Origin of the sequence: Photobacterium piscicola (assembly GCF_900166965.1) — a bacterium.
Classification (GTDB): Bacteria; Pseudomonadota; Gammaproteobacteria; order Enterobacterales; family Vibrionaceae; genus Photobacterium; species Photobacterium piscicola.
Window position 1 is genome coordinate 970,307 of record NZ_FUZI01000001.1, and the last position, 15,091, is coordinate 985,397.

Consider the following 15,091-nt stretch of genomic DNA (forward strand, 5'->3'; position numbering starts at 1 on the left):
AATATATACAGAGCAAGCTGCATGCCAACGTCTATTTTTTAGTGATATAAATAAAATAGCCACTAATAATATCCATTACCGCCATTGTCATAATATTAATATCCTTTATACGAATATAATTTATATATAACCGTGCAAAATGCATTGCATAACTCTGTGCATTATTGAAACAAGGTAAATATAAATTACGTAACTTTACCCTAGTCGCGCACCACAAAGCCCTTTAAAATGCCCGTTTTCAATCAATACAGATATATTTTATGTTTAAGTTATTAACGTCAATACCACCATTGGTCGCATTATCAATTGCCATCATTTTTGAAGTCATTGCCACTTCGTTTATACCCAAAGCAGAGCAATTTACAAAACTGGTACCCAGTGTGATTATTATTACAGGTTACGCGATTGCGTTTTTCTTATTATCTGTCACCGTAAAAACCATGCCAGTGGGAATTGTATATGCAATCTGGAGTGGTTCAGGCATTGTTCTGGTCGCAACCATTAGCTATTTTGCTTATGGTCAACGCTTAGACTTACCCGCTATTATTGGTATTGGATTAATTATTGCGGGTGTATTAGTGGTTAACCTTTTATCAAAAACTGTTTCGCATTAACCCTCTCAATTAAACCTTTATCGTTGTTTTCATTTAAAGCTAAACAGGAGAAGCCTTAACTTCTCCTCTGTTTTTAACACCAATACAGCAACCACCAACACCGCGGTAATTAATACCCAATAGAAGCAATAAAATTATGTAGCCAGTGCTGCCCTAGTGGCGTAAATACAATAATAAAAACACTGATATTAATAAAAATTGTTAGCCATAAAATAGCTTTAAACGGTTGTTTTTGTGATTTATGCCGCAGGATTTTCTGCGCCCATAACGCACCAGGCCAACCACCAGCTAATGCTAATAAATGCAAGCTCGCTTCTTTGGTTCGCCATGCCTCTTTGCGTGCAGCTCGTTTATCATGGGCATACACAGCAAAAGTCACAATACTTAAACAGACATAACCAATTAATACCCAATACGGGCACTGAAATAACCATACACACAGGCTAACCAATCCAAGGAACAACACACTGAATCCTTGGGCCTTACTCATTGGAGCCGTATATTTATCTAACCCAGAATGAGGCTTAACAAATTCAACAGCTTGTGCAGCTTGCTTACCTTTATTATCCCTACCCAATTGATAATGTACACTTTCATTCACTCTAGGGTGGCTTTGGCGATCCACTAGTGCGCTGATATGAAAAAACACATTCTCACCACCCGTTTGAGGTTGAATAAAGCCAAAGCCTTTTTGATGATTCCATTGCACAACCGTGCCTTTATATTTCATGCTTTACCTATTGTTTTACACTGTAAACAGAACGAAGATTAATTAACGATGAATAATAGATAACACCATGAATTACTGATGCTTTATTATAACAATTATCAATGAATACTTTGTTTAATAACGGCTATAACGACATTACACTGCCGTAAACCTTTTTTTGCTATCAAGTTAATACTTTCATCATTAAAAATATCACAATTGTTGAGTGCAATTAAAGTAATGCATACAATAGCAACACACCCTCTTCCATTATTGTTATTAAAATAATTGTCGTAACCACGGCTTAATATTCATCTATACATCTCGTTAATTTGCTTATTGCGCCTTTCATCAAATTAGGTGAACCATGTTTAAACGCTTTGAAAATTTCACGGAAGCATTTCCCAAACAAGACCCAGAGCAACCACCACAAGGTATTATTGCTTTTTGTCGTTACTATAGCCGAGGCTTTGAAAAGCCATTGCTTATAATGGCAATCCTTAGTGCAACTGTTGCTATTCTCGAAGTTGTGTTATTCGGTTTCATGGGAAAACTGGTTGATTGGCTGACAGAAAGTGATCCACATACTTTTCTGGCTCAAAATGGTACGAGTCTGTTTTGGTTAGGGTTGGTTATTTTGGTCTTAATGCCAACACTGGTATTAATTTCATCGTTAATTACCCATCAATCATTATTGGGCAACTATCCGATGTCAATTCGATGGTTAGCACACCGTTACTTGCTCAAGCAAAGTGTGTCGTTCTATCAAGATGATTTTGCTGGTCGTATCGCGACCAAGGTTATGCAAACCTCACTTGCGGTGCGTGAAACAGTAATGAAAACCGCTGACGTATTTGTCTATGTCTCGGTATATTTTACGTCATCGTTAGTCATTCTAGCCCAAGCTGACTGGCTATTAATGCTACCAATGTTATTTTGGTTAGCCGCTTATGTGTGTATTCAACTTTATTTTGTACCTAAACTTAAGCACATTGCAGCAGAACAAGCAGACGCACGTTCAACCATGACGGGCTCAATTGTGGACAGCTACACCAATATTTCCACAGTTAAATTATTCTCTCACGATCAACGTGAAACCGAATATGCTGAAAAAGGCATGAAAGGCTTTTTAAGCACTGTTCATAAACAAATGCGGTTAGTAACAGGGTTTAACTTCTGTGTTCAATTAACTAACTATACCCTGCTGTTTGCCATTTCTGCGATCTCGATTTATTTATGGATGCACAGTGCAATTCAAGTGGGTGCGATCGCGATAGCTATCAGCCTTGCATTACGCATCAATGGTATGTCGATGTGGATCATGTGGGAAGTGGGCGCATTATTTGAAAACATAGGTACGGTTGTGGATGGCATGAAAACTTTATCAAAACCAATTGCGATTGAAGATGCCCCTGATGCAAAACCATTAGACGTCACTCAAGGTGGTATTGAATTTGATGATGTTAGCTTCCATTATGGCGAAAATAAAGGCGTGATCAGCCATCTTAACCTCAATATTAAACCCGGTGAAAAAGTGGGTTTAGTCGGGCGTTCTGGCGCAGGTAAATCAACCTTAGTTAACCTATTATTGCGCTTCCATGATGTTGAAGGCGGACAGATACGTATTGATGGCAAAGACATTACCTCTGTCACTCAAAATTCGTTACGCTGTAACATTGGTATGGTTACCCAAGACACCTCATTACTGCATCGCTCCATTCGTGAAAACATACTCTATGGCGCCCCTGATGCTGGTGAAGAACGTTTATTAGCGGCAACACACCAAGCACATGCGCATGAGTTTATTGAAACGCTCACCGATTCTTTTGGTAATGTCGGCTATGATGCTCAAGTGGGTGAACGTGGCGTTAAACTTTCAGGAGGACAACGTCAGCGTATTGCTATTTCACGGGTCTTACTTAAAAACGCTCCGATATTGATTCTAGATGAAGCCACATCAGCATTAGATTCTGAAGTTGAAGCCGCAATTCAAGACAGTCTTAATAAATTGATGCAAGGTAAAACCGTCATAGCCATTGCCCACCGTTTATCGACCATTGCCGCGATGGATCGTTTGATTATCCTTGATAAAGGCCAAATCATTGAGCAAGGCTCCCATGCTGAGTTATTACAGCAAAATGGAATTTATGCACAATTATGGGCGCATCAGACGGGTGGGTTTATTGGCGAGCAAAATAAACCAATAAAAACAAAAACTTAGATCCAAAACACTTGTAAGTGGCGATAAAATGGCGATAAGTTGATGATTTCATTTAATAACCAAATACTAAACAGGTGGGTTTATTGGCGAGAAAAATAAACCAACAAAAACAAAACTTTAGACCCAAAAGGCTTGGGAATGGCGACAAGATGGCTACAGTTAAATATTCATATAATTGATCTTATTTACTTCAGCTATCTTCTCTCCATCCCAAATCATTTCCAAAAGGTTGGATTGTATAACACCATAAACAGGCTATCTTCTATCCCTATAGCTCACCTCTCAATGCATCAACGCGTCGTGCAACTTCATATAAATCACCAAACTTTCCTGATTCAATAATTTCCAACGGTGAACGACCTGCAAAATAATCATTATTATTTTTCATCCCCATAAAATTACTGATATTGGCAGGATTACTAAATACAAGACGTAATGCTTGATGCATATTTAATATATAACTGACACGTTCTAATTGATCATCACTTAACTTAATTGTTTCAGGCGTTGCTTTAAATTTATGGTATGACGATTTTGATAACTTTAAAATATTTTGGCTTTGTTGGTTTGTGCATCCCCATGACGATAGAATATTATCAGCAGCTTTAAATCCTATCCTTGATAATGCCTTTGTCTCAAAACCATTACGTTTTGCTAAACCCATAATAAAATTCTCGGTTGACGTATATTTAAATTTAGTCGGTTTAATATCACTATAATTTAATACACCTTTTTGCAAAAACAAATCGCCCTAAAAAAGATACTAGTCCTTGTTCTATAAGGATTATCTATTTTACACCCTGATCCTTATTCGTGATCAACGTGATCATTAAATCTCACGTAAAACATAACTAATCATTATTAATCAATTAGTTATGTTTTTACATGATCATTGACGTGATCATGATTTTTGCAATTCTTTGCATTTTTTTTCATTCTTCGCAATTTTGATTTTTCCCTTAAAGCCAGTATTGACGCGGGTTTAAGGGCTATTTTTACTGAAATAAAATTGAAAAAATTTCAAAAAAATACACATAACGCGGAGGTGGGATGAGTGCGGATTCCGTGGGCTAGGCGCTATTTTTCGTGACAAAAAAAACCACTCAATATTGAGTGGCTTGAATAATACTCTAGTCCGAAGATGGTATGTCATCAGGGAGCGTTTGAATATGCCCACAAATACAAATAATAGTATGTTCCCCTTCAAGGTATTCTGACTGTCCACAGACTTCACAGACATATAGTTCATTTATCTCTGACATAGGCGGCCTCCTTTGCGTTTACACTTTATTAACCTTTAATTTAATTCAGTAACATTTCAGAAGGTAATTGCTACGAACATCACAATTTATCGCGCTGAGAATCAGCATTGTTACACTCAAAACGATAAGCCAACCCTATGCTTTAATCATGGGTATTAATGTTTCTGTAAGATCTTTTACTTGATTTGATTGTGATATAAATTGACTCGACTGATCAGGTGGCTTGCTATTATGAGTATGATTAGCACTCGTTGTGGCTATCGCTTCCGTTACGGCCATTAAGCGCTGCAGTAATTGCAGTATATTTGTTTCACTATTACCTAACCAAGTTTGTGGCGCTTGGTAATGTTGTGTTTCTCCCGCCACACTACGACGTAAGCCCCCGATAATATCAACCAATTCTCCTGCTGTGGCAGTATGTAAATTACCTAACGTTCCTAACTCAATATTATCCCCTGCCATAATTTCAACGTTACCTAACGATTCAATGACTTTACGACCAATATCTTCATAACTAAGTCCATCAACCTGTACCGTTTGTTGTCCAAATGTTCCTATATAACGATCTGCAATATCCTGCTTAATCATTGCATCATCAGTTTGATAGCCATCTGTTGCTCGATATTGATGTCCGTTAGGGGTGGTTCTTTGAAAGACTTCAGCACGCTGTTGTAATAGTTGCTCATCTGGCGCAATGTCAGGCAGTGACCAACCATAACCTAATACGGTACGAATAAAGGCTTTATCTGTACGACCATAAGCAAAAGCTAATTCAACCATCGTACCTTCTGTTGGCGTTGCCATATTGCCTTGTTCATTACCTCCAGCACCAACAGGTAACGGTAAGGCTTTGTACACTGGTACCGTTTTATCTGGCTGGCCATTTTCATCAAGAACTTGTACATCAGCCGCATAACGAGGGCGAAAAGGATCATTGAGTTGCCCCGCTGTCGCTTTATCTGTAACCGCCACAACGACACCAAATTTTGGTAAATGATAACCGGCGGCTAATTCAGGAAAAGCCTGACGAATTTGACGTTGTTCTGGGGTTGTTTGCCCTGTCGATGTTCGCCATGTCAGTGTCATCTCATCCCCAACTACAACGACTTTTTGTATCGCTTTACCATTTACTTTGGCATGTGGTCGAATCGGCGGAAATAACATACATTGCATGACATTACCGCCAGCACTGGCTGTGGTTAAGTCTGGGGGAATGATGACCGGTCGTTGAGACCATACAGTATCATGATAACTACCTAACCAAATAAAACCATCCGGCTGTTGATACCATGTAAAATCAGTGATCTCAAAGGCTCGGCCAATATTATTCAATAATTGATAACCGCTACCCTGGTGAGAAAAATTAGCAATGATTTTATCTTGGTAATGACTATCACTATTTTGTGGTAACACAAATTGTAAGCCGGTGTTATCAGTGATAGCAGCCAATATCTCCGGAATAGTCGTATGTTGAAAGCTGACTGATTGCTGGCTATCAAGTAAAAAACAGAGCTCACGAATAATAATTCTATAATAGCCGTTTTCATTCGGGGTCACTTGTGTAACGAATCCTGAAAACCACTGTGCAATAGTAGAACCGGCTATCCCTAAATCAATGCGCACACGTTGACCTTTTTCAACATACCCTTTCACCGTTAGTGCGCCACGCCCTCCAGCATTAGCTTCTAATACTAAAGTATGATCATTTGTGTCCCGCAATTGGCCGTCAATAAAAACGGAATGAATAAACTTCATTTCAACGTTTCCCATATTTGATTTTGCAGTAAAGAGGCTAAATCACCTTGGCTTTTTCCCGTTACTGATTCGATGAGTCCCTGTGGTAGCGTCGGTATGTTATCGCCTAATTGCTGTTGTACCGTATTCACACTGTCCATGAGTCCATCAGGCAATACATCTGCCATTCCATCCTTGACTTGCCCCATCATAGATTCCAATAATTGCTGTTCCATCACCTCACTAGGTGATTCAACCTCAACAAGCCTAAATGTAACTTGCCATGCTCGAATATTTTCTTGTTCTGTTGCAGTAATACGGCCAGAAAAACGGACTTTTCGAATATTAAGTACTCGTGCTATATCACACCCAATAGTGTATGTTTGTCGCACCACACGGGTATGTATTTCTTTTTTAACGACAATGGGTGCCGTCTCTTTTACTTTATGGCGGGTACTTTCGACCCACTCTTTTTCACCACTGCTATTCGTTGTCCAATGCCCATAAGAACCTACGTATTTTTCAGTTATCCCACCGCCTTTTTTAACCGTAACAGTCTCTGTTTTTGTTTGCTTGGCCATCGCTAATGTAAACAACGTTTCAAGTTGATCACGTTCATTAAAAGGAACGAGCCCTGTCACCGCTAACACTTTACTTTTATCCCCTTGCTCTGCGTAGCTGGACGAAGAAGATTGCGCTGATAAATCTTTATCTTTAAGTTCAAAGCTCGGTGAAATGCGGATTGCTTTTAAGGCAATAGACTTTCCTCCAAGGGTGAACGTCGGCACATTGGCACGACTCCATGGAATAGCTGGCACAGTATCTAAAACACTATCAAGAAAATCCGTCGCATTATCTGTAAAATCAAAATCAAACATTCAGTACTTCCCTTAGAAAATCCATTTTTGTAGGGGCTAAGAACATCACCGCAACACTGAACTTATCTGTTGTATTGGGTACCGTCTGTACTTCGAGCTCTGCCGCTATGGTTTCAACACTGCCTTGTGTCGCAAACACCCATGTTTTAGCCGTATTCTTTTTGAGGTGATTAATATCATCCGTTAATTGCTGTAACACTTTTTGTCGTTTGGCTGCCAATTGTTTGAGTTTAGTGATGGGAGTTTCTCTGTCTGCGGCCAAAGATTCTAATTGCGTAATTTGAGCACCTTGCCATTGCAATGCTTGTCGTAAAGGAGAGTTATTTAATGCACTAATAGGTTTGAATCGAGGAACAGCATCAACGGCGGGCGTTAACATCCGTTCTTGTTTGATGATGAGCTCTGCGGCTAATCGACGTTGTAATGCCAATACATCAGGTAACGGTAATACTTTACAAAAAGCCTCTATGTTAGCGTGATAATCTGCCAGTGTTTCGGCTGTGATTAACACCATCAAGGCATATTGTGAGGTTAACGGCCGATTATCATCCGCTTTATCTTTCAGCTTAATAGATAACGTATTAATCGCATTTGAAGCTGATAAAAAATGCCCATTAGATTCAACTAACCCCACCCCGTATTGATAAGGCGTCACGGTTAATACTTGCCCTGATTCTAATAACGCATCCAGTTTTTGCCTGAGTGACAATATGCCTTCTGCTTTAACCGATAACGTATTACGTTGATAAGCTGCATTGCTTGATATTGCCGATAGCTGATTGAGTCCTTGCTGTGACTGCGCATTAATTTGGTTAATAACAGCTTCCGCATCAGATTGAATAGTGGCCGCACTCGGCGACCACTGTAGTTGTTTTTCATTCCATGCCATAAGCTGGCTCTTGTGGTAATGATGGCCATGGATTTTCATCTTGAATTTTTTTACGTAATGCTAATGCTTGTTGGACATATAACGCTGATTCTTCTTTTAAATCTTGTGTTTTTTTGATGGATGCCTCAGCCAACAATGGATCAACATATTGGGTAAATAAAGCACGACGTACATCATCTACTTGGTTGTAATCATACTGATATTGTTTTTCTAAATTCGTAACCCATTGCCCATTAATCCATTCATCAAATACTGTAGTGGGTTTCTGCTCAGTATAGATTTCTGGTAGAGGACCAAGTTCAGTGATCTCAATGGCATGACCATCACTTTGACTAAAAACAGTTACCCCGCGATAATCTTCAACATATTCAGTCTTATTACCTTGATTGCTCAATAAAACAGCACACCCCGTTTTTTGAGGCAATGGCTCAAACGTAATACTATGTTGTGGAAGATGATAAATTCCACCACGAAAAATGGCGATAAGCGGAGATATATTCACTTCTTTTGTTATTGGTTCATATTGCCAATATTTCATTCTTCATCCCTAAATAAAAATAGCCATTGAGCGTGCCAAATTACTCGGCCGCGCTTCACCTTCGCCATCAGTTGCAACCATAATTAATGTGTCACCAAAACTGGATTTATTAAACATTGGTGGATTAAGTCCATTAACCCATGCATAACCTTGACGATCTCCTGAAGGACCATCAAAATAACTTAATCCATCGCTCTCATACCGTTCAGTTGAGCCCGTTTTTCCTATACTTAATTTATGATTGTGACTTTTATTTTGAGACGTTTGATGACTATTTAAAGAACGCCCCCTATCAACTCCTCGTCCCTGATCAAGTACACGTAAAAACTCACCCCGCACATCACCCGTATTAATCACACCATTACGTACTAAATGCGGATAAATTTGCGCTAATCGCCAATATACCGCAGCAGGTAAATCAGCCCCAATTTCCATCACGGCTTCTTCTGGAGCTGCCTCATTCAACCAATAAAACGGCATCCCAACGCGCCCACCCGTTTTAGGGATCCAATAGAACGGCTTGGTTTTATCTGTCCAACCATCATGCCGATTAGCTGGATTATCGGGGTTTTGTCCTTTAATAGGTTGATTGTGATAACACTCCCATACCTTTCGTTGCCCATTAATCATCGTTGTACAGGTATCGAAAGGGAAATAAACACGATGAACGTTATAAGGTAATCCCTGCGCAAGTCCTGATAATGGCATCTGACGTGCATCGATAATGCTACCATCAGCCGAGATATCCGTTATTTTTGCCACATAATGATCACCACCATCCACCACATTATCCGTTAATGCTGTCGCGCTGACCTTTAATTCAATGGCATTAGACCAAGCACCAAGCACCGTGCCTTGACGTGAAACCGACACCCAAATTGACGTTGGTTTTGTACTAATAGTCAGTGTTTGATTTTGTGCTAATACAGCACGTAATCCACCGATGTACCCAATCCCCGCATTAACAAAATACTGATCGGTATTGGTCGCTTTAGTAACAACAAAACCATCATCAATAAAAGCATCATGTCCATAGACATCGAGTGCTTGTAAACGAACATCTTCATCAATACCGATTAAACGAGCGGAATAATCAATCTGCCATGTTGCGGCGGTGACTGTTATTGCTGCAGCTGTTGCTGCACCGTCGTATTCCATCAGCATGGATTTCACTAAAGAATTACCTGTGGTGCCGGTAAGGTCATCAGTTGCGGTTTTTGTTTCCGGTAATTTCCATACAATCATACCAATACTGTTACGATCATCTTTATCAATTAAGTACATCGCATTAAAGGTGAAATCGCCCATCGTTGTATCCATGACGATGGAATACGCTAACGCATTGGTATTAATCTTGCCTACTTGGTCAATAACTTGTTCATGAACAATCTGATCATGAGTGGGTAAGCCAGTATCACGTGGAATAGGTTGCGTTAAGTCCAAATCAAGAATATTCGCTAAAACAATTTTATTAAGCGTGACAGGGTCACCACTGGCAAGTTTCCGTTGTAAGTAAGTTTCAAAAGAAAAGGGGATCACTGTTTGTGCCATGTTAGTTCCTTAAACGTGCACTAAATATCGATTGTTCACACTCAATCGCTGTTCTTGTTGGAGTAATAACGGTGCTGATAACATCAGCCGCTATGTAAGTTTGGGTTGAACATCCCCATTCTCCACCTCGCCAATTACCAACAACCGGATAGGTCACCTGAAACCGGTAACGTCGGCAGGTTCTGCCATAATGATGGATAATCGCCATCATCAAATCTGCATTGTTCGCTAAATCGCTATCACTTAGCTCAATATCAATCACATCCCATGCGATCGCATCTTGGCGCTCGTGAATTTGAACCCAACCAATGCCTAGTCGAGTAAAAATACCTTTAAACCCCGCCACCTCGCCGGCATCTTTTGCATTAATAAAAGCAAACGCGACCCGCTTGCGGTATAAATCCAACGGCTCATGTTCAAACCGAACAATATCACGCTGCCATGCAATGAGCCCCAACACGCGTTCACTACAGGTCAATGGGTCAAGTTGCTGCAAAGGCAGTTGTAACCCGTTTTTAATATATTGAAAAAAAGCCGTGATACCGCGAGTAATAAAATAAGGTTCAATCACTGTCGTCACTAACGTCTTGCCATCTTCCCAAAAAGGCACCTTTGCTGCAGGTAAATCAGGCATGGCTTTCATCGCGTCATGCACCGATTTCATTTTTCACCTCGATAGACAAGGTTGATATCACCGGTATTGATAACCCACTTTGGATCATTGTTTTATTAATGGTGATTTGTTTAACCGTGGGCATCGCGTTATGAATTTCACGTATCATTTCAGAAAATGAGAACAACGATTGTGCATAAGTGCGTGTCATATCCGGAAAAGCATCGTTTTCACGAAAAGCAGCGCGGATACGAAATTCAACCTCCGCCTGTATTGCAGTACGTGCTTCTATCTCAAGATTGTTAGTCACATACACCACAACGGTTAATACTTGTGGAATACGAGGTAATGCCTTACAAGTGAGTAAATCACCATGGCCGTGATAGCCTTGGTGATTGATATAATCATTAAGCTGATCCAATACATGTTGAGGCGTTTCCCCCACTTCCATTAAAATCAACGCATCTGCTGAACCCGGTGCTGTATCCCCAGTATTTTTAAACCAAATCAAATCAGGACGAATACCCGCCACGCGAGAAATAATGGCGCGGTAAGCGGCATCAATGTGATAACGACCGACAGTTGAAAAGGCATTACGACTGCGTAAACACAATTCATCATCGCCTTCAATATCGGCGCCTAACTGTACAATCCAATCGGTAGGATTTGTCACACTCTCAATACCGGCGACAGCGTCTGGTAAAATATTAAAATACCCTGCAGCCAAATTATAATTTTTGCCTGCTACTGATGCTTTACAGGGTATCAATCCTGTCAATTTACCCATCGGGATCAGCACATCATGTTGAACATGTAACCGATAGACGTGATCATCAATACGCTCTGTCGTTACTTCTGTACCCGCTTTGATCACGACTGCTTGTTGCTCATCTTTTTTAGTAAATGCAATATTCCCCACTGTAAATTGAGCAGGTTTACGGGTGGTATTCGTTTCCCATGCTTTTAAATCAGCAAAAGCGCCGGTGGCCGTTGCCGTAAACATCGCAGGTAAAACATTCTTAGCCAATAACTCATTCACTAACCACAATACCGGCGTTACCACCACAGCACGTACCCAGCGCCAAAACGGTGACATACGAGAATCATTAGATAACGTACTGCCTGCATCTTTGACCGCTTTAGCAAGCATGGCCGCTAAAGCTGCTTCATCCGTAGGAATACCGGCTTCTACCAATAATGGGTCAAAATCAACGTCTGGTCGTATATTCAAAACTGCATCCTTGCGTTAATCACACCAAAGTCTTTCGTCTCTGCCGTCAATAGGTAGCGACGCTGACTTTCTTCTATACACCGTGCGGTGCCAGCTTTAATTCGATTATCTTGTTCAGTCAGCAATTCGATACGCGTCATCACATCACACCGATAAGCCACTGACCGTTCACCCTGCAGTTCTCGTGCTAAACCACTTTCCATAATGGCATGTTTAATATCTTGCCCAATTGACCAGCGATTATTCGTTAATTGGGGTTGATGCCCCGCATCAATCACCCATCCCCCTGCCATCACTAAGATATCAATCTGTTGTTTATCCATGTTGTAACTCTGCTTGCTCGGTGATCTCTGCAATAGTCATCTGTGGTTTCTGCTGAATAACCGTGATATCACCAGTATGAGTAACATTCCCACCTTGATTGCCTTGAGAAGCCATCACTTGAGAAAGTCCACCACTTGGCACTGCAGTTACTGATGCTTTTTGTTTTAGATATTGGCTTGCTGTGCGCTTAGTCTCACTATCGTCGTCACTTGAAAACGGCCATGAAAACGATGGCATTTTAATAGACGTTAGAGCTTTTATCTTATTTAAGAGTTTATCTATCATGTTCAATGCAAACGTAGCTGGCGTGGTAATAACGTTAAATATTTTGCCTATGGTTTCTCCGACATTACCCCCCAATTGGATAATCTCAGCCATATCCCCTTTGGCACTATTAAGAACAGGAAACCATTCCATTAATTTTTTCACAGCAAAACTAATAGCTTCACCGATAGTGATAAAAATGCCTTTAATAGGAGCAATAACAGCTGTCAATCCCGATGTTTTCATAAACCCCTGATAAAAACCGTCAAAAAAGGCTTTGATATAATCCCATCCCCAAATAACAACCGCGACTAACGCTGCAATCGCCGCTACCGTTAAAGTAATTGGACTCGTCAATACTGCCATCGCAACCCCTAATGCCCCGGTCATAAACGAAGCGACACCACACGCGACACCAAATCCCACTACCGCCATCGCGGCATACCCTAATAAAGCCGTCAACTCTGGGTATTTATCCATATAGGTCATCAGTACAGTAGCGCCGTTAGCCATCATTCCCGCGATACGAGCAAAAGCGGGCATAATCAATCCACCGGCGGCGGCACGAATAGCAAACCATGCATTCTCAAGCCGCTCCCATTGGTCTGTTTGTTTCTTTGCCATTTTTGTCGCAATATCCATCCCCTTAACCTGACCTAACGTATTAATATTGGCACTCAGTTCTTGGGTTTTATCGGCTAATGCTTGAATAAATTCCACCGCCTGTTTATTACCAAACGCTTTTTGTAAGGTGGTAAAATCTTTGGTACCCATATGGCTTAAATCCCCAAACTTACGTTTAAGAAGATCAAGAATTTTCACCGTGGGTAATAGCTTGCCTCGGCTATCAGAAAAAGACAGACCCAAGGCTTTTTGGGCTTTCGTTGCACCTGCAATGAAGTTTTGGTATTTCGTCGCTGCTTCGCTGCCTCCCATCGAAGCACCCAACATACCTAACACCCCCATTTGCTCTTGCATTGATGCCCCCATAGCCGTGGCACTGGAGCCTAAACGTTCAAACGCTTGTGACATTTTGTCACCGTCCATTTTAAACATCTTCACCGCTTGCGCCGTCATGCCTGCAACACGGTTAACCCACGTACTTTTCCCTATCTCATTAGCTTGGTTTTGAAAAATTCCGTACATCGTGCCCATATAACTGGTAATGGTTTTGGTATCGGATTTCGTCGCTGCAGCAAGAACGGCCGACGCTTTGGTAAAATTAGCCAGTTCATCACCTTTCAGCCCACCAATAGCAGATTGAATATCATAAGAGGCTTCAACAAATTCGGTTGCTGATTTGCCATATTCCACCGCAAAACCTAATGCGGTTTTCTTGAGCTTTGCCATGGCCGTTTCCGTCGTGCCTAAACTTGATAACTCTCCCATACGACGATCCATTTCAATCGCAGGCATTAACGCTGATTGAACAGCAAGACCTGCACCGGCAATGCTTAACGCCCCGCCCGCCATTTTTTGAAACCCAGCTTTTGTCGATTCGCCCAATTTTTCCACAGAGCCTTTAATGCCTTTTAGCGGTTTAGTGACTTTGTCTATCAAGCCAACTTGCAGCATTAATTTATCTAAACCACTGCTCATTCGTCTGCCCCCATGAATGCTTTACCGATACCATTAGCAATGGCAATACTTTGACCTTCAAGTTGATGATGATAGAGCCATAATGCCTTGCCAATAGTCTCTGTATCATCTGGGCTATGCGGTAGCATCATGTCTTTAATTGCTAACATTTGTCCCAATGCATTGGTTTCTAATGCAGCGGCAGACGCCATTATTTTTTTACCGTGATCTCTAAGTCAGGAGCAAATTCATCATTGATGACCGCCACTAATGACAATGCTGCACCAGGTAATAAAATCAGCGTGTCTAAATCCACTTTCGATTCAGGTACCACAATACGTTTAAGGTAATTAATCGTAGGGGCAACCTTATCGTTCATCCCCAATTTATTGATGTAGTCGTTATATGCCTTTAACGTTGGGGCAAAGGTGATTGACGTATTTTGAACATCCAATGTTACGTGTGTCATAAAATTATCCATTAAGGTGTTAAGGTCATCGCTTGGTCAGCGCGCCATGTTAAATAATCATCCACTTGGCGAGCACAATCGGCTAACGCCACTTTTAACCTAGGTACATCATCCGCCGCCGTTTCTGCTGGCGTCTTCCCAATCACTTGCGGTTTATGGCAACGGGAAATCAAGCCTAAAGGTGGTAAGAGAGTGATCACACTCACTTGTGTATTT

The 15,091-nt window shown here is 40.9% G+C and carries 16 protein-coding genes; 2 read left to right on the top strand and 14 right to left on the bottom strand.

Annotated elements, in window-relative coordinates; all coding sequences use genetic code 11:
- The first annotated feature begins 260 nt into the window (after nucleotides 1-260).
- A complete protein-coding gene (locus tag CZ809_RS04525) occupies nucleotides 261-614 on the top strand; it encodes an SMR family transporter (protein ID WP_080156213.1) in 354 nt (117 codons plus the stop codon).
- A 109-nt stretch (nucleotides 615-723) separates the two neighbouring features.
- Here the strand turns inward: CZ809_RS04525 and CZ809_RS04530 are convergent, their stop codons facing one another.
- Nucleotides 724-1,344 carry a DUF1294 domain-containing protein gene (locus CZ809_RS04530; protein WP_080156214.1) on the bottom strand — a complete coding sequence of 207 codons (621 nt, stop codon included), beginning with the start codon at nucleotides 1,342-1,344 and terminating at the stop codon, nucleotides 724-726.
- A gap of 346 nt (nucleotides 1,345-1,690) precedes the next feature.
- On the opposite strand from CZ809_RS04530, the gene CZ809_RS04535 reads away from it, so the two are divergent.
- The gene (locus CZ809_RS04535; protein ID WP_080156215.1) at nucleotides 1,691-3,544 is read left to right on the top strand and encodes an ABC transporter ATP-binding protein; all 1,854 of its coding nucleotides are present in this window, start codon (nucleotides 1,691-1,693) and stop codon (nucleotides 3,542-3,544) included.
- A gap of 268 nt (nucleotides 3,545-3,812) precedes the next feature.
- Here CZ809_RS04535 and CZ809_RS04540 read toward each other — a convergent pair whose 3' ends face one another.
- The 13 genes from CZ809_RS04540 to lysC form a co-directional block, all read right to left on the bottom strand.
- Nucleotides 3,813-4,208, bottom strand: a complete 396-nt coding sequence (locus tag CZ809_RS04540; RefSeq protein WP_080156569.1) for an MbcA/ParS/Xre antitoxin family protein — start codon at nucleotides 4,206-4,208, stop codon at nucleotides 3,813-3,815.
- Nucleotides 4,209-4,941: 733 nt separating this feature from the next.
- A complete protein-coding gene (locus CZ809_RS04545; protein ID WP_080156216.1) occupies nucleotides 4,942-6,561 on the bottom strand; it encodes a hypothetical protein in 1,620 nt (539 codons plus the stop codon).
- Entirely contained in the window at nucleotides 6,558-7,418 is an 861-nt protein-coding gene (locus tag CZ809_RS04550) for a baseplate complex protein (protein WP_080156217.1), read from the bottom strand. Before CZ809_RS04550 ends, CZ809_RS04545 begins: the two co-directional genes overlap by 4 nt.
- Nucleotides 7,411-8,307, bottom strand: a complete 897-nt coding sequence (locus CZ809_RS04555; protein ID WP_080156218.1) for a hypothetical protein — start codon at nucleotides 8,305-8,307, stop codon at nucleotides 7,411-7,413. Before CZ809_RS04555 ends, CZ809_RS04550 begins: the two co-directional genes overlap by 8 nt.
- Nucleotides 8,294-8,845, bottom strand: coding sequence for a hypothetical protein (locus tag CZ809_RS04560; RefSeq protein WP_080156219.1), 552 nt, complete (start codon nucleotides 8,843-8,845; stop codon nucleotides 8,294-8,296). The genes CZ809_RS04555 and CZ809_RS04560 overlap by 14 nt, the downstream gene beginning before the upstream one ends.
- Nucleotides 8,846-8,854: 9 nt before the next feature.
- The gene (locus tag CZ809_RS04565) at nucleotides 8,855-10,396 is read right to left on the bottom strand and encodes a phage tail-collar fiber domain-containing protein (protein ID WP_080156220.1); all 1,542 of its coding nucleotides are present in this window, start codon (nucleotides 10,394-10,396) and stop codon (nucleotides 8,855-8,857) included.
- Nucleotide 10,397: 1 nt separating this feature from the next.
- On the bottom strand, nucleotides 10,398-11,060 hold the full coding sequence (locus CZ809_RS04570; protein ID WP_080156221.1) for a phage tail protein: 663 nt from the start codon (nucleotides 11,058-11,060) through the stop codon (nucleotides 10,398-10,400).
- Nucleotides 11,044-12,240 carry a baseplate J/gp47 family protein gene (locus CZ809_RS04575; protein ID WP_080156222.1) on the bottom strand — a complete coding sequence of 399 codons (1,197 nt, stop codon included), beginning with the start codon at nucleotides 12,238-12,240 and terminating at the stop codon, nucleotides 11,044-11,046. The genes CZ809_RS04570 and CZ809_RS04575 overlap by 17 nt, the downstream gene beginning before the upstream one ends.
- Nucleotides 12,237-12,563: a DUF2590 family protein gene (locus CZ809_RS04580; RefSeq protein ID WP_045029628.1), complete on the bottom strand. Its 327-nt coding sequence runs from the start codon at nucleotides 12,561-12,563 to the stop codon at nucleotides 12,237-12,239. Before CZ809_RS04580 ends, CZ809_RS04575 begins: the two co-directional genes overlap by 4 nt.
- Nucleotides 12,556-14,427 (bottom strand): phage tail tape measure protein, encoded by a 1,872-nt coding sequence (locus CZ809_RS04585; protein WP_080156223.1) that lies wholly within the window; start codon nucleotides 14,425-14,427, stop codon nucleotides 12,556-12,558. Before CZ809_RS04585 ends, CZ809_RS04580 begins: the two co-directional genes overlap by 8 nt.
- Complete coding sequence (locus CZ809_RS04590) at nucleotides 14,424-14,618, bottom strand: DUF6890 family protein (RefSeq protein WP_080156224.1); 195 nt, start codon at nucleotides 14,616-14,618, stop codon at nucleotides 14,424-14,426. Before CZ809_RS04590 ends, CZ809_RS04585 begins: the two co-directional genes overlap by 4 nt.
- Complete coding sequence (locus CZ809_RS04595; RefSeq protein WP_080156570.1) at nucleotides 14,618-14,875, bottom strand: putative phage tail assembly chaperone; 258 nt, start codon at nucleotides 14,873-14,875, stop codon at nucleotides 14,618-14,620. Before CZ809_RS04595 ends, CZ809_RS04590 begins: the two co-directional genes overlap by 1 nt.
- 11 nt (nucleotides 14,876-14,886) lie before the next feature.
- Complete coding sequence (gene lysC / locus CZ809_RS04600) at nucleotides 14,887-15,075, bottom strand: Rz1-like lysis system protein LysC (RefSeq protein WP_235865790.1); 189 nt, start codon at nucleotides 15,073-15,075, stop codon at nucleotides 14,887-14,889.
- Between the last annotated feature and the right edge of the window lie 16 nt (nucleotides 15,076-15,091).